This window comes from Micromonospora sp. NPDC001898 (genome assembly GCF_042891255.1).
Classification (GTDB): domain Bacteria; phylum Actinomycetota; class Actinomycetes; order Mycobacteriales; family Micromonosporaceae; genus Micromonospora.
The window spans coordinates 1-19,898 of record NZ_JBIATC010000024.1; the positions used below are offsets into that span (position 1 = coordinate 1).

The 19,898-nt window shown below is 70.4% G+C and carries 16 protein-coding genes and 1 tRNA gene; 5 read left to right on the forward strand and 12 right to left on the reverse strand.

The genetic code is table 11. The features are described from left to right. Window positions 1-54: 54 nt before the first annotated feature. The 3 genes from ACFYZF_RS27955 to ACFYZF_RS27965 all read right to left on the reverse strand — a co-directional run bounded on the left by ACFYZF_RS27955 (window position 55) and on the right by ACFYZF_RS27965 (window position 3,892). Window positions 55-336 carry a hypothetical protein gene (locus tag ACFYZF_RS27955; protein ID WP_387025733.1) on the reverse strand — a complete coding sequence of 94 codons (282 nt, stop codon included), beginning with the start codon at window positions 334-336 and terminating at the stop codon, window positions 55-57. Window positions 337-1,306: 970 nt separating this feature from the next. Then, complete coding sequence (locus tag ACFYZF_RS27960; RefSeq protein WP_387025735.1) at window positions 1,307-2,704, reverse strand: hypothetical protein; 1,398 nt, start codon at window positions 2,702-2,704, stop codon at window positions 1,307-1,309. 600 nt (window positions 2,705-3,304) lie between these two features. Next, window positions 3,305-3,892, reverse strand: a complete 588-nt coding sequence (locus ACFYZF_RS27965) for a PASTA domain-containing protein (protein ID WP_387025737.1) — start codon at window positions 3,890-3,892, stop codon at window positions 3,305-3,307. 904 nt (window positions 3,893-4,796) lie between these two features. Between ACFYZF_RS27965 and ACFYZF_RS27970 the strand changes: the two genes are divergently transcribed. Continuing rightward, the gene (locus tag ACFYZF_RS27970) at window positions 4,797-5,357 is read left to right on the forward strand and encodes a hypothetical protein (protein ID WP_387025739.1); all 561 of its coding nucleotides are present in this window, start codon (window positions 4,797-4,799) and stop codon (window positions 5,355-5,357) included. Between the two features lie 456 nt (window positions 5,358-5,813). On the opposite strand, the gene ACFYZF_RS27975 is transcribed toward ACFYZF_RS27970, so the two are convergent. From ACFYZF_RS27975 to ACFYZF_RS28005, 7 genes are all read right to left on the reverse strand, one after another. Next, window positions 5,814-5,885, reverse strand: a tRNA-Val gene (locus ACFYZF_RS27975). An 82-nt stretch (window positions 5,886-5,967) separates the two neighbouring features. Beyond that, window positions 5,968-6,435: a peroxiredoxin gene (locus ACFYZF_RS27980; RefSeq protein WP_387025741.1), complete on the reverse strand. Its 468-nt coding sequence runs from the start codon at window positions 6,433-6,435 to the stop codon at window positions 5,968-5,970. Window positions 6,436-6,553: 118 nt separating this feature from the next. Next, a complete protein-coding gene (locus ACFYZF_RS27985; RefSeq protein ID WP_387025743.1) occupies window positions 6,554-6,991 on the reverse strand; it encodes a DUF3052 domain-containing protein in 438 nt (145 codons plus the stop codon). 112 nt (window positions 6,992-7,103) lie between these two features. Continuing rightward, a complete protein-coding gene (locus tag ACFYZF_RS27990) occupies window positions 7,104-9,608 on the reverse strand; it encodes a transketolase C-terminal domain-containing protein (protein ID WP_387025821.1) in 2,505 nt (834 codons plus the stop codon). Between the two features lie 186 nt (window positions 9,609-9,794). Next, window positions 9,795-10,277 carry a MarR family winged helix-turn-helix transcriptional regulator gene (locus ACFYZF_RS27995; RefSeq protein ID WP_387025745.1) on the reverse strand — a complete coding sequence of 161 codons (483 nt, stop codon included), beginning with the start codon at window positions 10,275-10,277 and terminating at the stop codon, window positions 9,795-9,797. 85 nt (window positions 10,278-10,362) lie between these two features. Next, window positions 10,363-10,767 carry a secondary thiamine-phosphate synthase enzyme YjbQ gene (locus tag ACFYZF_RS28000; protein ID WP_387025746.1) on the reverse strand — a complete coding sequence of 135 codons (405 nt, stop codon included), beginning with the start codon at window positions 10,765-10,767 and terminating at the stop codon, window positions 10,363-10,365. 55 nt (window positions 10,768-10,822) lie between these two features. Then, complete coding sequence (locus tag ACFYZF_RS28005; protein WP_387025748.1) at window positions 10,823-11,056, reverse strand: hypothetical protein; 234 nt, start codon at window positions 11,054-11,056, stop codon at window positions 10,823-10,825. Window positions 11,057-11,302: 246 nt separating this feature from the next. Here ACFYZF_RS28005 and aceE point away from each other — a divergent pair, with 246 nt between their 5' ends. Further along, a complete protein-coding gene (gene aceE, locus ACFYZF_RS28010; protein ID WP_387025749.1) occupies window positions 11,303-14,041 on the forward strand; it encodes a pyruvate dehydrogenase (acetyl-transferring), homodimeric type in 2,739 nt (912 codons plus the stop codon). Between the two features lie 139 nt (window positions 14,042-14,180). On the opposite strand, the gene ACFYZF_RS28015 is transcribed toward aceE, so the two are convergent. Continuing rightward, a complete protein-coding gene (locus ACFYZF_RS28015) occupies window positions 14,181-14,627 on the reverse strand; it encodes an SRPBCC family protein (protein ID WP_387025751.1) in 447 nt (148 codons plus the stop codon). Window positions 14,628-14,882: 255 nt separating this feature from the next. On the opposite strand from ACFYZF_RS28015, the gene ACFYZF_RS28020 reads away from it, so the two are divergent. From ACFYZF_RS28020 to gltX, 3 genes are all read left to right on the forward strand, one after another. After that, window positions 14,883-16,241 (forward strand): GH1 family beta-glucosidase, encoded by a 1,359-nt coding sequence (locus ACFYZF_RS28020; protein WP_387025752.1) that lies wholly within the window; start codon window positions 14,883-14,885, stop codon window positions 16,239-16,241. A 4-nt stretch (window positions 16,242-16,245) separates the two neighbouring features. Further along, complete coding sequence (locus ACFYZF_RS28025) at window positions 16,246-17,523, forward strand: MFS transporter (protein ID WP_387025754.1); 1,278 nt, start codon at window positions 16,246-16,248, stop codon at window positions 17,521-17,523. Window positions 17,524-17,589: 66 nt separating this feature from the next. Then, window positions 17,590-18,999, forward strand: coding sequence for a glutamate--tRNA ligase (gene gltX, locus ACFYZF_RS28030; RefSeq protein WP_387025756.1), 1,410 nt, complete (start codon window positions 17,590-17,592; stop codon window positions 18,997-18,999). A gap of 146 nt (window positions 19,000-19,145) precedes the next feature. On the opposite strand, the gene ACFYZF_RS28035 is transcribed toward gltX, so the two are convergent. Next, window positions 19,146-19,709, reverse strand: coding sequence for a copper resistance CopC family protein (locus ACFYZF_RS28035; RefSeq protein WP_387025758.1), 564 nt, complete (start codon window positions 19,707-19,709; stop codon window positions 19,146-19,148). Window positions 19,710-19,898: the final 189 nt, after the last annotated feature.

The window sequence follows — 19,898 nt, forward strand, 5'->3', positions numbered from 1 at the left end:
CCGCTGCTGCCCTCGACGCGCCACCGCGATCGTCCAGGCCATCCTCGTCCTACATCACATCCACACCAGCCGAAACCCACGATGAAAAGGGCTCAGTGTGGGTGCTTCCAGCCGGCGGGTACCGGCGTAGCCGCCGATCTCGTTGACCAGCAGCCCGCCCTCCCCACTCTCCAGGTTGTGGGCGTGGACGGTGAAGCTGCCGCCGCCCTTGCGGTGGGTAATGCGGGCGGTAGTGGCCGTACCGCCGACCACGATCACGTCATCGCCGCGGCCGGATGCTTCCCGCTGGCCGCTTTGGTCGCCAACTGGGCGACGCTGCCAACGGTAAACGTCCATTCGCCGTTGGCTTCCACCTCAATCTCGATGGTCAGGGCCCTTTTCTTCCAGGTCTGCGGGGTCCACACGGTCGGCCACAGCTGGTCTCCTTGATATGCGCGCCATGTGCGGCGAGTTCGGCCACCCACTCGTCGGCGTACTCGATGACAGTTCCGACGGGCATGAGGGCGGCCGGGTGGGGCTTCGGCATGGTCACTGACCCTTCGGGTCGGCGACACCGCGAAAGTCACTGGCGGCACGGTCGGTGGTCGGCGGGGTTGGGGTGCGGGCAGCCGACGATGACGACCGTGTGGACGGGGCAGGTGGGGATTCCGGTCTCGCCGCAGGTGGGGCACTTCGATCCGGTGCTGGTTTTGCCGGATCCGGGGCAGTCGGGGCAGCCGAGCGCTTGAAATAGCTCGAAGTCCATGGTCAGCGCTCCCTGGGTGGACGGCTTCGGATCGGGTGTGGCGCCCTCGGCCGCATTCGATGCGGCACCCCTCACGGCGGTTTACGAGGGCTGGACGGTCAGTGGAACGGGGCTGCCGAGCAGGACCAGCGGGCGGTCGACGAACTGCGGAACGTGTTGGATGACGTGTCGGCCGCTGAGCTGCCAGGCAGGGGGAGGGATGGGCGCCGACCATCTGCTACGGGGCGAACGAGGACGTGCGGCGGGTTGAGGTGGGGCGGGTGTTGGAGGTGCGATGTGTGAGTTCTCAACGAAGGTGATCCGGGGCGGCCCGCCGACCAGCAACGGATCAAATTCGGTGAGAAGCGGCAGGGTGTCTTCTTCTCACTGAACCTGATCTTTTTTGTTGCCGGGGGAGGTCAAGCAGGCTCGCCGAGGCCGCGAGTGACCACGCTGCACTGCGGTTTGCCGTCCCGCCGGTCGCCCCGCGTAACTATGACGTGGGATTGTGATGTACCCAGTGGCGGCTGCTCGGATCGTGGCATGATCAACTTAGGCTACTGGCATTGAGCTAGGCGTGTCCTATTTGAGATACCGCTCCACTTCGGCGATCCACTCCGGCATGCCATTGTAGACCGTCCGGTATAAATCGAGAATCTCCTTCTTGGTCATGTGCTCCAATTCGTCCTTAGGGATCTTCCTAGCCAGCGCGGTAGAAATCGGCGAATGCTGACCTGCTGTCAGAATGATCGACGGGGCCTTTTGGACGTCGTGCCCAAGATGCTTGAGAACGGACTGTTCAATGATGTGGTGGGCCTGGTACGCGCCGCCGTGGCCTCTGGTGAATACCGAGAAAGACTCGAATGGCCCGATGATGCCGCGCTTGTTCATTTCGGCTGCGATGATCGGCATGCCCTTGTCGAATTTCTTCGCGAGGGACTCGGCCGCCTCGACGGACAATGTGCGGCTGACTCGCTGTCCGGATCGTATCGCCTGAATGAAACCCTTTCCTTCCGCGTTGGGCGAAATCGCTTTCCTGGCGACAGCCCTGGCGACGTTCTTCATTTTCAGTATGGCGCCTAGCGTCACCTTGCCGCCAGAGGCCGCTCCCTTCTTCAGTGCGCCTTTGACAAGCAGTTTCGCGCCGACGCCAGCGGCGCCCTTGCCGACGCCGGACGGTGTCGGAACGTAGTCCAGGGGACCGAGCCCTTCGGATTCGACGCCGACCGCAGCCCCGGCATCCACGACAAAATTTCCCTCGCGATCGACGAGTCGAGAGATTCCGTCGGCATGAAAAGTCCGGTACCCGATGATTTCTTTTGTTTCAGGGTCCAGCACAACGCCGCTGATGCGGCTACGATTCTCGGGCAGGTCTTCTTCGAAATCGCTGATGCCTTGCGGGCCGGACTCGTCGTCCACGGTGATGCCGCCGTCGCCGGCGCGCGCCGCCTCGCCCGGGAGTCGGACACTGGCGGGTGGCGCGATTATCGGATCCATCTCCAAATCCGTGTTCACGAGCGCGGCACTCGTGCCGACGTTCGGTCCCCACAGAAAGTTGACAATGTCCGCGATTTGATCCCGGGGAAGTGTCTCGACCCGCTTCTTCTCTCTGAGAAGAAATTCCAGATCCCGCTGCATCTTGGCGCGCACGGTCTGCATGGCGAGCACGAGCCTGGGTCCGCCGACCAACCCGCCGGCCTCCTCATCACTGAGAACCTTCTCTGTGAGCTTGGCCAATCGAGGCAACAGGTCGTACATCGGCAGACCCTGGACCTCCGCGAGCGGGGCGTTGTTCTCCTCCCTGCGCTGCACCACAAACCCGGTGCCCGGTGCCTTTATCGCGCCCGTCAGCAGAGCATCGACGGCACGATTCCCCGCGAGACGCTGCAGTCCGAGCAGGGTCGATGGCGCTGCGGCGGTTCGCTGAGGCAACGTATCCGCCGCGCGCGCTGTTTCGCGACGCTCGCGTGCGCTACCCATTGGAAGAGCAAACCCGTCGGGCGCAGTCGGGCGCAAGCGAACCGTGCGCATCCTGCAGGGCAGAGATCGTTGCCCTGCAGGGCTCATGTCCAGGGACCAAAGGTCCCAGACCTCCGGAACTTGGGTGAAGCCCGCGCGGCCGGGCGGACATCAACCACCACAGCCGAACCCGCAGCGCCACCAGACCGCCCAAACCCGCCCGCCTCCTCTGCCCGACGCAGGATCTCGTTCTCCTGCTCCAACACCTTGTTCCTGCGACGCAACTCCCGCAGCTCCACAGACTCGGAACTGGTGGCCCGGGACAGACGCCGTCGGCGACGTCGGCGAGCTTCAGGCTGGCTTCGTGGTGGGTGGCAGTGTCGGCGCGACGGTGGTGGGCTTGGCGCTTGCCGGCAGGGCGGTGATACTGGGGTGGGTTGACGCTGGCACCCGCGGCACGGCCTGCGGCAGGTTGCTGTCGCCGCCCACGCCGAGGACGTTGCCGCCGAGGAAGGCGAGCAGTCCGGCTGCGATCAGACCTGCGAGAGCGGTTACGCCGGGCTTCCCTGACGGCGGCGGCCCGGGGTCGGGCGGGTTGTTGGGTGGGTGGGTCCCGCGCCGTCAGCCCTCCTTGGTGCAGGTCACCACGATCAGATCGTCTGGCAACATCTTGCTGCCAGCCTTCGCCGACTGCTTCGTCACCGTCCAGTTGGCCAGCATCAACACCAGCGTGTCGTTCTCATCTTGGCTGCCGTACTGGATGTTCGTGAAGCCGAGCTTGCGGAGCTTGTCGTCGGCGACGGCGGCGTTCATGCCCTTCACGTTCGGCATGACCAGCTTCGCTGGTGCGGGCGGCGCGGCTGGTGCGGTCGGTGCGGGTGCCGTCGTCGTAGCCGGGGCCGGTGTGGTGGGCGCGGCTGTCGTCGGCTCCGGGGTCGGCTCCACAGGCGGCGGGACACGCTCGGCGACCGCCGCCGTAGCCGGGGAGGACTTCGCCTCCGGCTGGGTTTCATCGCCGAAGATCGCAGCGATCCCGGTGATGCCACAGCAGGCGAGGACGAGCGCCCCGGCGACGATGCCGATGATGGCGCCGGTGCCCAACTTCCGCCGGGGCGGTGCTGCGGGCGGCGGGGGGTAAGCGAACTGCTGTGTGGGTGGCGGCTGCCCTTGCCACGCGGTGTGGTCGTTTGGTGGTGGTTGGTAGGTCACCCGGTGGAGTGTGGTCGGTGGCGGCTACCGGCTGTAGTAGCCGATCGGCTTGGCGCGGTGTCAGGTAGGCGACTCCCGCTCGAACGGTTCTACCCCGGCCGCCCGGAGGATCTGCCGCACCATCGCCGACCCGTACCCGGTGAGTTTGGCTATCTCCACCGGCCTGCATCGGGCGTGCCCCGCCTCGACGATCGCGCCCCGCATGGATTCCCGTACCGCATCCAGGGCGGATGCTTCGGCTGCCCGCTTCTCGTCGGCCTTCTTCGCCGCCCGTTCGTCTGCTGCCGATTCGGGGGGTCGGAGCGGCGGTGCGGCCCGGTTCGGTGGTGCTGGCTGCGGTGGCGGTTGCGGTGGGCCGTTTCCGCGCTCCGAGGGCTTCTCGGGAAGGAGTCGGGAGGCGTTGTTTCGATGATCGGTGAACTATGTAAGCGAGTCCTGTCCGACCGATTAAGCTCTTTCGAGTTGCGACCCTCTGCCTGTGTTTCCGCAGGTGAAGGTGATTTTGTGGGCGCGGCAGGTTCGAACCTGCGACCCCTCGCTTGTAAGTTCTCAGAAGCCCCGTACGGCAAAGTCCGCCAGGGTCATGAGCAGCAACGCGCCGCCCGATCGGACCTGGCCGGCACTCCGCGAACGAGGCTGAACGAGACGACGACTGAGACGAGCCGGACGCAGGAGCCGACTGGAGCAGGCCGATCTGTTCGTTCCGAACGGATGATCAGGGTCCACCGCCCAGCCAGCATGCCTCGCTCCACCTCGGCATGAAGCCTCTCCAAGGTTCGGCAGCGTCCGTTGATGTACGTGGCGGTGGCCACCCAGCGAGCGGGACCACACAACTGCACACGTATTGTATGCTGTCGATGCGCACATCCGGCGCGGAACCGCGAACCTATCGGATCGGAGCATTATGAAGCCATACGTTTTACGTGCCGCGCTGACGACGCTGCTGGTGATGGCGGTAGGAGCCGCACCCGCCACTGTCGCGCAGGCCGCCACTGTCGCGAAGCCTGCCCCCACGCAGTCCAACCTCAGCGCAAAGCCTGACCTCGCACGGCCAGCCAGCATTGTCGAGGCTGCTGCCGCGGGCCTCTGGCACTGCAGTCCATTCAACGACATCCACACTTACGCTTGCACCACTATTAAGAACGCTCCCGCAGGGGGTGTTCAGGTACTCGATCGGAATAATAACACGATTTATAGACTCTACAATGGAGACAGCATCACGCTCAAAGTCTGGTTCACGGACACCATCGGACTCTGTGGCGTCAACGGAAACCCGTATGTATGGGCGATCGAATGGGCGAACAATGGCAGGCATGAAGCCTACATTGGGGATTACTACCTTAACACCGGCACGTACTCGAACTGGAGCACCTTTACCGACAGTTGGGGAACCCTCGGTTCACAGGGCGCCGGATCGGGGTCGGGTTACTGCAATACCTTTCCGGTCTGGGCCCGAGTTCGCTGACGATTACTGGACAGTTTTAGCGCGAGTTTCAGTTCGCAGAACGCAATAACGGCGTCGACCGACAATCGCGTACCTACGTAGATGAACCGTGAAGCCTCGGCCTGCCGGAAAATCTGACGGTTCGGGGCTTCACCGCATGCCACGCCGCACCAAGGATGCAACCCCGATTGCGGAGTAAGCAGGAATTCATCCCACGGGACGGCAGGCGACGACAATCGATGACACCAGGACGCTTCTTGCCTGCAAGGGACCACAGTTATTAGCAACAGATTCGTCGAGGGGCAGGGTGACTTACGAATTTTGGGCGAGTTACTTACACACGGAAGCACCTGGCCCCGGAAATCACCGCCGGCATCGCCGAGCAGGTCGCCGGGCTGCTCTGGAACAGGCCGAACTGAGACGACAGCGGGCCGCCGGATGACCGGCGGCCCGCTGTCGTGCTGGTCAGAGTGAGTGTGGGCGCGGCAGGTTTCGAACCTGCGACCCCTCGCTTGTAAGGCGAGTGCTCTCCCACTGAGCTACGCGCCCCGAACGCCCGCGTGGCGGGCCGGAGTCCGGCAAGCCTACCCTGCCGGCCCCGGCCCGACGCGCCGGTGTGCCTGGGGTGGGATCAGGCGGCGACGGCCTCGGCGAGGGCCTTGCGCCAGCCCTGCTGGTCACGCGCCTCGCCCGGCATGTTCATCTCGGCGAACCGGACGACGCCGGCCTTGTCGATCACGAAGGTGCCCCGGTTGGCGATCCCGGCGACGTCGTTGAACACGCCGTACGCCTGGGCCACCGCGCCGTGCGGCCAGAAGTCGGCCAGCAGCGGGAACTGGTAGCCCTCCTTGTCGGCCCAGATCTTGTGGCTGTAGACCGAGTCCACGCTGACGGTGAGCACCTGCACGTCGTCGTTGACGTACTCGTTGAGGTTGTCCCGCACCTCGCAGAGCTCGCCCTGGCAGATGCCGGTGAAGGCGAGCGGGTAGAAGACCAGCAGCACGGTGCGGCTGCCACGGAAGTCCGACAGCCGGACCTCCTGGTTGTTCTGGTCCTTGAGCACGAAGTCCGGCGCGTCTGCGCCAACCTCGATCGGCATGCAAGCTCCTCAGGTCGAGTCAGGGTCATACCAGCCTGCCACCACACCCGGCGGCCGGGGCCGCCGGGTGTGGTGGCGGAGGGCTGCTGCCCGGTCTTGCCCCGGGCGGGGCCCGCTGCTACTTCTTGGCCTTCGCACCACGGCGCAGCACCAGGCGTGCACCGCTCCAGTCCCGGCCGGCGTTGACCGTGGAGGTCTGCTGGAGGCCAGCGGTGGGCGCGGACTCCGCGACCTCGCTCGGCTCGACGTGACCCTCCCGTCCAGCCTTGGGCGTCAGCAGCCACACGACGCCGTTGTCGGCCAGCGGGCCGAGGGCGTCAACGAGGAGCTCGAAGAGATCACCGTCACTGTCGCGGTACCACACCAGCACCGCGTCGACCACCTCATCGGTGTCCTCGTCGACCAACTCTCCACAGCGGTCGGTCAGGGCGTCTCGGAGATCCTGGTCGACGTCTTCGTCGTACCCCATCTCCATGACGACCATCCCCGGCTCGATCCCGAACCGGTCCGCCAGGCTGCGTACCCCGTCGGCGGCCTGACCAGCGGTCGCGCTCACTGTCGCGTGCCTCCTCATCTCGTCCCTGCTCGCGGCATCGTTGCGATGCCGTCAGGCAGAGTCCACACACTCGTGGCTCCCCGCGCAAGTGGCGCACCGGGTGGATCGGAATTTACCGTGCCAGCAGCGTACGGGCACCCTGGGTGATGGCCTCCTCGGACACCAGTACCTGACGCGCTGCCGGACCTAATGGTACAAACGAGTCAATTGCCGCCACCCGCAGCGCCGCTCCGACGTACCCCCCGTCCACCAGCGCCGCGAGCACCCCCTCCCCGACCCCGCCGGACCGGCGCGTCTCGTCCACGACCAGCACCCGGCCGGTCGCGGAGGCCTCCCGGACGATGTCCGCGACCGGCAGCGGCGCGATCCAGCGCAGATCCACCACCCGGGTGCCGACCCCCTCGTCGGCGAGGGCGGCGGCCGCGCGCAACGACATCCGCACGCCGTTACCGAAGGTGATGATGGTGACGTCCTCGGCCGAGCCCACGCCGTAGACCCGGGCCCGCCCGACCGGGGCGTGTCCGGCCGCCCACGCCTCCGGCTCCGGATAGTCGGCCAGCCACTCGCCGTCGCCCTTGGCGTACAGGTCACGGGTGTGGTACAGCGCGATCGGCTCGACGAAGACGCACACGCTGCCGTCCACCGCCGCGCTCGCCAGGCAGGCGCGCAGCATCGGCGCGGCGTCGTCCGGGCGGGCCGGCACGGCGATCACCAGGCCCGGCACGTCGCGGAGCACGGCGAGGGAGTTGTCGTTGTGGAAGTGCCCGCCGAAGCCCTCCTGGTACGCCAGCCCGGCCACCCGGACCACCATCGGGTTACGGAACGCGCCCGAGGAGAAGAACCGCATGGTGGCCGCCTCGCCGCGGAGCTGGTCCTCGGCGTTGTGCAGGTACGCCAGGTACTGGATCTCCGGCACCGGCAGCAGCCCGGCCAGCCCGGCGCCCAGCCCGAGCCCGAGGATCGAGGTCTCGTCGAGCAGCGTGTCGAAGACCCGGGCCGCGCCGAACCGGTCGCGCAGCCCCTTGGTCACCCCGTACACCCCGCCCTTGGCGGCGATGTCCTCGCCGAAGACGACCATCCCGGGGTGGTCGAGCATGCCGTCGGCGAGGGCGGCGTTGATGCTCTGGGCCAGGGTGAGCGGGCCGGCCGACTCGGGCAGCCGACCGCTGAACGCCTCGGCCCGGGCGACCGCGCCGGGCCCGGCGGCCCGAATCGCCGCGTCGGCCACCGCGCGGGCCACCCGGGCTGGCCGCCGGGGCGCGATCTCGGCGACCACCTCGGCCGCGGAGGCGAGTTTCGGCTCGCCGAGCACCTCCTCGGCGATCCGGCGTACCTCCCAGCCGCGCTCGTCGTAGCGGGTCAGCAACTCGTCGGCGGTAGCCACGCCGGCGGAGACCAGCAGCCGCGCGGTGGCCAGCAGCGGGTCCCGCGCCAGGTCCGCGGCCAGGTCCCCGGGGCGGCGGTACGCGGCCTCCGCGTCGGCCCCGGCGTGTCCCATCAGCCGTACGGTGGACAGGTGCAGCACGGCCGGCCGCCGGTGCCGGCGCACCCAGCCGGCCGCCTCCACCGCCGCCTCGTACGCGTGCACCGGGTCGGTCCCGTCGGCGGCGAAGTAGCGGATGCCCGGCTTGGCCCGCAGCGTCGCCTCCACCCAGCCCCTGGGCGAGCGGACGCTGATGCCGAGGCCGTTGTCCTCGCAGACGAAGAGCACCGGGATGCGCAGCCCGGTGTGGTCGTACCAGCCCGCGGTGTTGAACGCGGCGGTGGCGCTGGCGTGGTTGACCGAGGCGTCGCCGAACGAGCAGACCACGATGGCGTCCGGCGGCCAGGGCGAGCGGGGTGGCTGCCCGACGTCGCCGACCGGGGCCGCCCCAACCGGCCGCCCGGCCGGGTCACGCCGGCGCAGCCGCTCCAGGGCCAGGCCCGCGCCGACCGCCCGGGGCAGGTGCGAGGCGATGGTGGAGGTGGTCGGGACGACGGCGAGGTCGGCCCGGCCGAAGACCTTGTGCCGGCCACCGGCGATCGGCTCCCGGGCGGAGGCGACCATGCCGCGCAGCACGTCCCGGGCCGCTTCGGCGTACGCGTCCTCCGGGTCGGTCCCCCCGGCCGGGCCGGCCCCCTCGGCGGCGTCACCCCACGTCACGGCGTCGGCCGGCGGGCCGGCCGGGCCGTTCGGGCTGGTCGGACCGGCCGGGCTGACCACGCCGGCGTCGGGGCCCCCGGCGTCGGCGTCTGCGTCGGCGTCTGCGGCATCCGTGTCGGCGGCGTCGGCGGCGGGGTCTGGGGCAGCGGCGTCGAGGCCTGGGTCGGTGTCTGGGCGGCGAGGGCCGGCGTGGTCGTCCGCGCCACCCTCGTCGGCGTCTCCGGCCGGGTCGGGGAAGGCCGGGTCGGGGAAGGCCGTCCGGCCGGCGGCCAGGGCGGCCCGGAGGCAGTAGAACGCGCCCGAACGGTAGTGCAGCAGAGCGGGGTCACCGGGACGCAGCGCGGCGGCGACCGCCGCGTTGCCCTCGTGGCCGGCCGAACCGATGGTGTAGAAACCCTCGCCGAAGCTGCGCAGCCACCGCCCGGCGAGGTCGAGTTGCCGGCTGGTGACCTGGGCCTCGAAGAGGTCCAGCAGTTGCGTCCCGGTCAGCGCCGTGCCGTCGCGGACGGGCTCGGCCGGGTCACGTCGCCGAGGCGCGGCAGCCAGCCCGGCGAGGGCCTCCCGGAACCGGTCGTCGAGATCTTGCGGGGTGGTCACGTCCGACAGCATTACCGACTCGACGCCCGCTCGCCCACTCAGACACGATTCGCCCGGCGCGGCTCAGTCCTCCGCGCACCGCTGCGGGCAGCCGCCGTCGGAGACCTTCCACACCAGCTCGCGCAGGGTGGCCAGCTCGGCGTCGGTGAGCCCGGAGAGCAGTCGGGAGTCTGACATCACCCGTCCGACGTGGCCGCGCATCCGCCGGCCCGCCTCGGTGACCGCCAGCGTCTTGAGCCGGCGGTCCGTCGGGTCGGCCCGGCGCTCCACGAGCCCCGCCTGCTCCAGCTTGTCGACCAGGGTGGTGACGTTCGACCGGTCGCAGCCGAGCTGCTCGGCCAGGTCTCGGGCCGGCTGCGGGCGGTCCGGGTCGAGCTGGTGCAGCGCGCGGGCAGCTGCCGGGGTGAGCCCCAGCTCGGCCAGCTCGGCGCCCTGATGGTGCCGCACGGCCGCCGCGACGTGCAGGAGCCGGCGCACGGTGTCCCCGGCGAGGCCGGAGCGGTCACCCACGTCGGGCCCGCTGCCGGGAGGAACGGGCTGCGGCATGGGCCTCATCGTACGTCCGGCCTGCCGAGGGGGGACCGTCCCGCCCGGTGTCGGTGCTGGTGGGCGGGCGGGGCCCGCCCGCGGGTCAGCCCGGCAGGAACGAGAGACGGACCTTGCGGGTGGGGTTGTCGCCGTTCGTGTCGACGAGGCAGACGGACTGCCAGGTGCCCAGCGCGAGCCGCCCGTCGACCACCGGCAGGGTCGCGTACGGCGGGACGAAAGCGGGCAGGACGTGGTCGCGCCCGTGCCCCGGCGAGCCGTGCCGGTGCCGCCAGCGGTCGTCGGTGGGCAGCAGGTCGTCCAGCGCCCGCAGCAGGTCGTCGTCGGAGCCCGAGCCGGTCTCGATCACGGCCAGGCCGGCGGTGGCGTGCGGCACGAAGACGTGCAGCAGGCCGTCGCCCTGGCCCGAGACGAACCGTTCCGCCTCGGCGGTGATGTCCCGGACGGTCGGCCGGGCCCCGGTCTGGACGGTGATCACCTCGGTGCGCATACGGCGCATTCTGCCCGAGGCACGGCGTGCCCGCCGGCAGCCGCCGCGACGGCGGTCACCAACTTCCGCCGCCCCCGCTCTCGCCGCCGCCCGGCCAGCCGCCGGAGTCCCCGCCGCGCCGGCGGCCCGCCCGCTCGAACAGCACCAGGCCCGCCGCCAGCAGGGCCAGGCCGAACACCCCGGGCCGGGCCGCGTCGAGTTCCCCACCGGCGAGCCCGATCAGCGCCAGCAGGAGGACGAGCCCACCGACCAGTACGACTGCGCCGGCCAACCCCCGCAGCATCGTCATGCCCCGACGGTAGGGGGCGCGGGCAACCCGCCCGCCGTGCCGGACGGAGCGGTCCGGGTAGGCGCGATCCGGGGCGCGGGCCTGGAGTGTTCCGCCGGCAGCTCGGGCGGAGCGCCCGACCCAAATGTTACCGACGGGTACCTGTGTCCAGCGTCGCGTCTGGGGGAGGCAGACGTGACGATCACCGCCGGGAGGAGGCAGGATGGCATCTAGAGACCTGTCCCACACACAACCGAGGGAACGCCTGTGGCCACGGAACGCAAGCGCCCGGTGATCACCGCCGGTCTGCCGAGCCAGCTTCCGGACATCGACCCCGAAGAGACCGGCGAATGGATCGAGTCGCTCGACGGAGTGATCGACGAGCGCGGAACCAAGCGCGCCCGGTACGTCATGCTGCGGCTGCTGGAGCGCGCGCGCGAGCGTCAGGTCGGGGTGCCGTCGCTGACCACCACCGACTACATCAACACCATCCCGCCGGAACACGAGCCGTGGTTCCCCGGTGACGAGCACATCGAACGGCGGATCCGGGCGTACATCCGGTGGAACGCGGCGATGCTGGTACACCGCGCGCAGCGCCCCGAGATCGGCGTCGGCGGGCACATCTCCACCTTCGCCAGCTCGGCGTCGCTCTACGAGGTGGGCTTCAACCACTTCTTCCGGGGCAAGGACCACCCGGGCGGTGGCGACCACATCTTCTACCAGGGCCATGCCTCCCCCGGCATGTACGCGCGCGCGTACCTGGAGGGGCGGCTGAGCGAGCACCAGCTCGACGGGTTCCGCCAGGAGCTGTCCCACCCGGGCGGCGGGCTGCCGTCGTACCCGCACCCGCGGCTGATGCCGGACTTCTGGGAGTTCCCGACGGTCTCCATGGGTCTCGGCCCGCTGAACGCGATCTACCAGGCCCGCTTCAACCGGTACCTGCACCACCGGGGCATCAAGGACACCTCGCAGCAGCACGTCTGGGCGTTCCTCGGCGACGGCGAGATGGACGAGGTGGAGTCGCTCGGCGCGATCGGCGTGGCCGCCCGCGAGGAGCTGGACAACCTCACCTTCGTGATCAACTGCAACCTCCAGCGGCTCGACGGGCCGGTCCGGGGCAACGGCAAGATCATGCAGGAGCTGGAGGCGTTCTTCCGGGGCGCCGGCTGGAACGTCATCAAGGTCGTCTGGGGCCGCGAGTGGGATCCGCTGCTCGCCGCCGACACCGACGGCGCGCTGGTCAACCTGATGAACACCACGCCCGACGGCGACTACCAGACCTACAAGGCGGAGTCCGGGGCGTACGTGCGGGAGCACTTCTTCGGCCGTGACCAGCGGACCCGCAAGATGGTCGAGGGGTTCACCGACGACGAGATCTGGAACCTCAAGCGGGGCGGTCACGACTATCGCAAGCTCTACGCGGCCTACAAGGCGGCGACGGAGCACACCGGCCAGCCGACGGTGATCCTGGCGAAGACGATCAAGGGCTGGACGCTCGGCTCGCACTTCGAGGGCCGCAACGCCACCCACCAGATGAAGAAGCTGACGCTGGATGACCTGAAGCTCTTCCGCGACCGGCTCTACCTGGACATCTCGGACAAGACGCTGGAGGAGAACCCCTACCTCCCGCCGTACTACCAGCCGGGCGAGAAGTCTGACGAGATCGCGTACCTGAAGGAACGGCGGCAGCAGCTCGGCGGTTACCTGCCGTCGCGGCGGACCGCCGGCAAGGCGCTGGCGATCCCGGGCAGCGAGCGGTTCGCCGACGTCAAGCGCGGCTCCGGCAAGCAGAAGGTGGCCACCACGATGGCCTTCGTCCGCCTGCTCAAGGACATCATGAAGGACAAGGAGTTCGGCAAGCGCTGGGTGCCGATCATCCCGGACGAGGCCCGCACCTTCGGCATGGACTCGCTCTTCCCGACGCAGAAGATCTACTCGCCGCACGGCCAGCGGTACACCTCGGTCGACCGGGAGCTGTTCCTGTCGTACAAGGAGTCGACGACCGGACAGATCCTGCACGAGGGGATCAACGAGGCCGGCTCGGTGGCCTCGTTCACCGCCGCCGGCACCGCCTACGCCACCCACGGCGAGCCGATGATCCCGCTGTACATCTTCTACTCGATGTTCGGCTTCCAGCGCACCGGCGACGGCTTCTGGGCGGCGGCCGACCAGATGGCGCGGGGCTTCGTGCTCGGCGCGACCGCCGGGCGGACCACGCTCAACGGCGAGGGCCTCCAGCACGAGGACGGCCACTCGCTGCTGCTCGCCGCCACCAACCCGGCGGTGGTCGCCTACGACGCGGCGTTCGCGTTCGAGCTGGCGCACATCATGGAGAACGGCCTGCACCGGATGTACGGGGAGCAGCCGGAGAACATCTTCTACTACCTGACCATCTACAACGAGCCGATCCACCAGCCGGCGGAGCCGGCGGACGTGGACGTGGAGGGCCTGCTCAAGGGCATCTACCGCTACTCCCCCGCCCCGCAGATCGACGGCCCCAAGGCCAATATCCTGGCCTCCGGCACGGGCATGCAGTGGGCGCTCAAGGCCCAGCAGTTGCTCGCCCAGGACTGGGGGGTGGCCGCCGACGTGTGGTCGGTGACCTCCTGGGCCGAGCTGCGCCGCGACGCGGTGCAGTGCGAGGAGCACAACCTGCTCAACCCGGGCGCCGAGCAGCGGGTGCCGTACATCCAGCAGAAGCTGGCCGACGCCGACGGGCCGAAGGTCGCGGTCAGCGACTGGATGCGCGCGGTGCCGGACCTGATCGCCCGCTGGGTACCGGGCGACTACACCTCGCTCGGCACGGACGGGTTCGGCATGTCCGACACCCGGCACGCGCTGCGCCGGCACTTCCACGTCGACGCCGAGTCGGTGGCGGTCGCGACGCTGCGGCAGCTCGCGCTGCGCGGCACGGTGCCGGCCACGGTTCCGGCCGAGGCTGCCAAGAAGTACGCGATCGGCGATGTCAACGCGGCGCCGGTCGGCGAGACCGGCGGCGACAGCTAGGCCGGCGAGCAGGGGGCCCGGCGCGGTGAACAACGCGCCGGGCCCTTCGTCTGCCCCATCCCTGGCAGGGTGATGGTCCGGCATCCCTGGCGGGGACGCCGGACCATCTCCATCGCGGGTGACGCCGGGACGGGCCCGGTCAGCCGACGGCGGCCAGATCGGTGAGCCGGGCCAGCGAGTCCTCCAGGTCGGCGCCGACCCGGCGCAACCCGAGCCGGAGCAGGGCGGCCTTGACCGGGCCGGCCGGCCAGCGTACGACGATGAGCCGCACGACGGTCCCGCCCTCCTCCTCGCCTGCGGTGAGCTGGACGTAGATCTCGGTCCGGGCCTCGGCCCGGGCCCCGGCGCCCTTGGCGCGCTCCCGCCAGCCGATCAGGTTCGGCTCCTGGTAGGCGATCACCTCGGCCTCGTGCGCCGACCCGCGCCCGGCCTGGACCAACTGCCGGCGACCGAAGCCCTCCCCCGAGAGCACCTCGGCCGCACGGACTCCCGCCAGCCAGGCCGGCAACTGCTCGGCCCGCTGGACGACTTCCCAGACCGCTTCCACCGGCGCCGCTACGTGCGCACTGCGTTCCACGAGGATCATTTTCGTTCTTTCCCCCACTGAGGACATCCGCGATATTCCGCACTCTATGCATGAAAACGGACTTACTAGGACTTCTTCGGAAAAGACACGCCGAAAACCCTTGCGCGCCGATCGCCGGCCACCTATGGCGCGATCGACGGTCGGGGGCCTAGAGTCCGAACACGTTTCGCGTTTCGCGGGCGTCCCGCGGGTCGCGCTCCCGGCGTCCCTGCGGACCCGCGAGCACCGTCGGTTCTCGACTCGTCTGGAGGGTGCATGACCACCGAGCCGCTGCCCGAGTTCCCGGCCGGATTCCGCTGGGGCGTCGCCACCGCCGCCTACCAGATCGAGGGGGCGACGACGGCCGCCGGACGCGGACCGTCCATCTGGGACACCTTCGCGCACACCCCGGGACTGGTCGCCGACGGCAGCACCGGCGACGTCGCCTGCGACCACTGGCACCGGACCGGCGAGGACGTCGCGCTGATGGCCGGGCTCGGCGTGTCGGCGTACCGGTTCTCGGTCGCCTGGCCCCGGGTCCAGCCCGGCGGCACCGGCCCGGCCAACGCCGCCGGCCTGGACTTCTACGACCGGCTCGTCGACGACCTGACCGCCGCCGGCATCGACCCGGTCGCCACCCTGTACCACTGGGACCTGCCGCAGCCGCTGGAGGACGCGGGCGGCTGGCTGAACCGGGACACCGCCGCCCGGTTCGCGGAGTACGCCGACCTGGTGGCCGCCCGGCTCGGCGACCGGGTCAAGCTGTGGATCACCCTCAACGAGCCGTTCGTGCAGATGAGCCTCGGCTACGGCACCGGCCAGCACGCCCCCGGCCGGACGCTGCTGTTCGACGCGTTCCCGGTGGCCCACCACCAGCTCCTCGGGCACGGCCTGGCCGTCGCCGCGCTGCGCGCCCACACCACGAGCCCGGTGGCCATCACCAACAACTACTCGCCCGTGCGGGTGGCCGGCGACACCGACGCCGACCGGGCCGCCGCCGACGCGTACGACGCGCTGCACAACCGGCTGTTCACCGACCCGCTGCTCGGCCTCGGCTACCCCGACGTCCCCGGGGCCGACACGGGGGCCGTCCGCGACGGCGACCTCGCGGCGATCGCCGCGCCGATCGACGTGCTCGGTGTCAACTACTACAACCCCACCGGGGTGCGGGCCCCCGACGCGGACTCGCCGCTGCCGTTCGAGCTGGTGGAGCTGGCCGGGTACCCGCGCACCGCGTTCGACTGGCCGGTCGTGCCCGACGGGCTGCGCGAGCTGCTCACCGGCCTGCGCGACCGGTACGGCGACCGGCTGCCGCCGGTCCAGGTCACCGAGAGCGGCTGCGCCTACGACGACGCGCCGGACGCCGACGGCCGGGTCCACGACCCGGAGCGGATCACCTACCTGGACGGGCACCTGCGCGCCGTCCGGGCGGCGATCGACGACGGCGTGGACGTGACCGGGTACTTCGTCTGGTCGCTGCTGGACAACTGGGAGTGGGCGGAGGGCTTCACCAAGCGGTTCGGCCTGGTGCACGTCGACTTCGCCACCGGCGCCCGCACGCCCAAGTCGTCGTACGCCTGGTTCCGCGACGCCGTCACCCGGCCGGCGGGCCCCGCGACACCGAGCGCGGAGTAGGGGCGTGACCACCGTCGACCCGCCACCGGCCGCGCTGCCGGCGGCGCTCGCCGAGCCGATCGCGCCGGTGCGGCGGGGCTGGATCGCGCTGATCTTCGCGGCGAACCTCGGGGTGTGGATGGCCTTCTTCACCCCCATCCAGGTGCTGCTGCCCCAGCAGATCGAGCGGATCGCGCCGGGCGACAAGGAGGCCATGTTCGCCGTGGTCACCGGCCTCGGCGCGCTCGCCGCCGTGCTGGCCAACCCGCTCGCCGGGGCGCTGTCGGACCGGACCTGCCTGCGGCTGGGCGGCCGGGAGCTGGGCCGGCGGCACGTCTGGACGGCCGGCGGCGCGGTCCTCGGTGCGCTCGCCCTGCTGCTGCTGGCCCGGCAGAACACGATCGCCGGGGTGGCGGTGGGCTGGGTGGCCGCCCAGGTCTGCTTCAACGCGATGCTGGCCAGCCTCACCGCCGGCATCCCGGACCGGGTGCCGGTGGCGCAGCGCGGTGGCGTCTCCGGCTGGATCGGCATCCCGCAGTCACTCGGCCTGGTGCTCGGCGCGGTGCTGGTGACCGCCCTGGTGACCGGCAACGCCGCCGGGTACGCCGCGGTCGCGCTGGCCGTGCTGCTGCTGTCGCTGCCGTTCGCGCTGCTCACCGCCGACGACCCGCTGCCCCGGGAGCACCGCCCGGTGCTGCGGCTGCGCACGCTGCTCGCCTCGATGTGGATCAGCCCGCGCCGGCACCCCGACTTCGCCTGGGCCTGGATCACCCGGTTCCTGGTCCAGCTCGGCAACGCGCTGGGCACCCTGTACCTGCTGTACTTCCTCACCGACGGGGTGCGCCACCCCGATCCCGAGGGCGGGCTGCTGATCCTGATCCTGCTCTACACCCTCGGGATGATCCTCACCGCCGTGGTCGCCGGCCGGCTGTCCGACCGGTCCGGGCGACGGAAGGTCTTCGTGATCGCCTCGGGCCTGGTGATGGCGGTGGCCGCGACGCTGCTGGCCGTCGCCCCGGTCTGGTCGATGGCCATGGTCGCCGCGCTGCTGCTCGGCGCGGGCTACGGCGTCTACCTGTCCGTCGACGCGGCGCTGATCACCGAGGTGCTGCCGACGGCCACCGACCGGGCCAAGGACCTCGGGGTGATCAACATCGCCAACTCCGCGCCGCAGGTGCTCGGCCCGGCGCTGTCCGCCCCGCTCGTGGTGCACCTGGGCGGCTACCCCACCCTGTACGCGGCCACCGCAGCGGTCACCCTGCTCGGCAGCGTCCTGGTGGTCAAGATCCGCTCGGTGGCCTGACCCGTCCGGAGGGGGTGGCCCGGCCCCCTCGCGGAAGGCGCAGCCGACGGCCGTAGGCTGGGGGACGTGACGGTCCGTGTACGCTTCGCCCCTTCCCCGACCGGTATGTTCCACGTCGGCGGTGCCCGCTCGGCCCTGCAGAACTGGATCTACGCCAAGCAGCAGGGCGGGGTGTTCGTGCTCCGCATCGAGGACACCGACGCGGCCCGCAACAAGCCGGAGTGGACCGAGGGCATCCTCTCGGCGCTGGACTGGATCGGCATCGCCCGGGGCAGCTACGAGGGCCCGCACTTCCAGTCGTCGTACGCCGGGGAGCACCGCGCCGCAGCCCAGCGCCTGTTCGAGGCCGGCCAGGCGTACTACTGCGACTGCACCCGCGACGCCGTGCAGGCCCGCACCGGCTCCCAGTACCAGGGCTACGACGGCTTCTGCCGCGACCGGGGGCTGGAACCGGGCGAGGGGCGGGCGCTGCGCTTCCGGACCCCCGACTCCGGCGAGACCGTGGTGGTCGACCTGATCCGCGGCGAGCCGACCTTCGAGAACAAGCTGATCGAGGACTTCGTCATCGCCCGGGGTGACGGCTCGCCGGTGTTCCTGCTGGCCAACGTCGTCGACGACATGACCATGGGGATCACCCACGTGATCCGGGCCGAGGAGCACCTGCCCAACACCCCGAAGCAGCAGCTTCTCTGGGACGCCCTCGGGGTCACCCCGCCGATCTGGGCGCACGTGCCGGTGGTGGTCAACGAGAAGCGGCAGAAGCTGTCCAAGCGGCGGGACAAGGTCGCCCTGGAGGCGTTCCGGGACGAGGGCTACCTCGCCGACGCGATGCGCAACTACCTGATGCTGCTGGGCTGGGCGCCGTCCGGCGACCGGGAGATCGTGCCCTGGTCGGTGATCGAGGAGGAGTTCCGGCTGGAGGAGGTCAACCCCTCCCCCGCGTTCTTCGACGAGAAGAAGCTGCGCGCGTTCAACGGCGACTACATCCGGGCGCTGCCGGTGGACGAGTTCGTCGCGGCCTGCCAGCCGTGGCTGACCGGCACCGACACCATCGCCCCGCCGCCGTGGCAGCCGGAGGAGTTCGACGCGGACGCGTTCGCCGCGGTCGCCCCCCTGGCCCAGACCCGGATCGCCGTGCTCAGCGAGATCGTGCCGAACGTCGACTTCCTCTTCCTGGCCTTACCGCTGATCGATGAGGCGGCCTGGGCCAAGGCGATGAAGGGGGGTGCGGCCGAACTGCTGGACGCGGCGGTGGTCGCGTTCGAGGCGCTGGAGTCGTGGAACGCCGACTCGCTGAAGGCCACGCTGGAGGCGGTCGGCGCGGAGCGTGGCCTCAAGCTCGGCAAGGCTCAGGCACCGGTCCGGGTCGCGGTCACCGGCCGCACCGTGGGCCTGCCGCTGTTCGAGTCGCTGGAGGTACTCGGCCGCGAGCGCTCCCTCACCCGACTGCGCGCCGCGCGTCTCCGCCTGCCCTGACCTGACAGGTGAAGGGGCCCGCCGGTGATCCGGCGGGCCCTTCGTCGTCAGTGCCCCGGGCCTGCCGGGACAAGGCCCCTTCGTCGTCAGTGCCCTGGGCGTGCCGGGACAAGGCCCCTTCGTCGTCAGCACCCGGGCGCGCCGGCTCAGGGACGGGACGAGCGGCGGCGCAGCAGGAGGCCGGCGGCGAGGGCCGCGAGGACGACGAGCCCGCCGAGCGCCCACAGCCAGCCCGCACCGCCGCCGTCGTCGTCCGGGCGTTCGGCGGCGGCCGGGGCAGCCGCCGGCGGGCTCGTCGTGGCAGGCGGCGACGACGGCGCGGCCGTCGGGGCGGCGCTCACTGTCGGGGGCGACGACGGGGGCTGGGCCGGGGTGCCGGTGGTGAGGGTGAACCGCACCTCGCCCTTGACCGGGTGGCCGTCGCCGGAGGCGACCTGGTACCCGACGACGTAGAGGCCGGCGGCGCCGGGCGCGAACGGGACGCTCACCCGGCTTCCGGAGAAGGTGGGCTCGCCCCCGAGCGCGGCCACATTGTCCGGACCGGTAACTGTGATCTTCGTCGTACCCGGGTCCGGCTTCGCCAGGAAGCGCAGCTCGATCCGGGCCGGCGCGGCGGCCACCCGCGCCCCGTTCTCCGGGTTGCTGCCGGTCAGCGAATTGTGCGCCGATGCCGGCGCCGCCGGGAGCGCCAGCGACACACCGAGCGCCACGCCGACAACCACTACCCAGGTACGCGCCACACGTGGGAACGTGCCCCCCATGAACCCCTCCGGAAAGGTACTATCCGCCCGCTAATCAACGGCTGATGATTAGTCGGCCCAGGATCGCAGATAGTTCCAATTCCCGATCCAGTAGCTGCAACTGATCGACGTTCCGCACAGTCTTAGAGGTGGGCACCC

Bases quoted from the DNA above. Each gene is read 5' to 3' on its own strand.
- ACFYZF_RS27955 (WP_387025733.1), bottom strand. From the start codon at position 336: ATGGACGTTTACCGTTGGCAGCGTCGCCCAGTTGGCGACCAAAGCGGC.
- ACFYZF_RS27960 (WP_387025735.1), bottom strand. From the start codon at position 2,704: ATGGGTAGCGCACGCGAGCGTCGCGAAACAGCGCGCGCGGCGGATACG.
- ACFYZF_RS27970 (WP_387025739.1), top strand. From the start codon at position 4,797: ATGAAGCCATACGTTTTACGTGCCGCGCTGACGACGCTGCTGGTGATG.
- ACFYZF_RS27980 (WP_387025741.1), bottom strand. From the start codon at position 6,435: ATGCCGATCGAGGTTGGCGCAGACGCGCCGGACTTCGTGCTCAAGGAC.
- ACFYZF_RS27995 (WP_387025745.1), bottom strand. From the start codon at position 10,277: ATGCCGCAGCCCGTTCCTCCCGGCAGCGGGCCCGACGTGGGTGACCGC.
- ACFYZF_RS28000 (WP_387025746.1), bottom strand. From the start codon at position 10,767: ATGCGCACCGAGGTGATCACCGTCCAGACCGGGGCCCGGCCGACCGTC.
- ACFYZF_RS28005 (WP_387025748.1), bottom strand. From the start codon at position 11,056: ATGACGATGCTGCGGGGGTTGGCCGGCGCAGTCGTACTGGTCGGTGGG.
- ACFYZF_RS28015 (WP_387025751.1), bottom strand. From the start codon at position 14,627: ATGATCCTCGTGGAACGCAGTGCGCACGTAGCGGCGCCGGTGGAAGCG.
- ACFYZF_RS28020 (WP_387025752.1), top strand. From the start codon at position 14,883: ATGACCACCGAGCCGCTGCCCGAGTTCCCGGCCGGATTCCGCTGGGGC.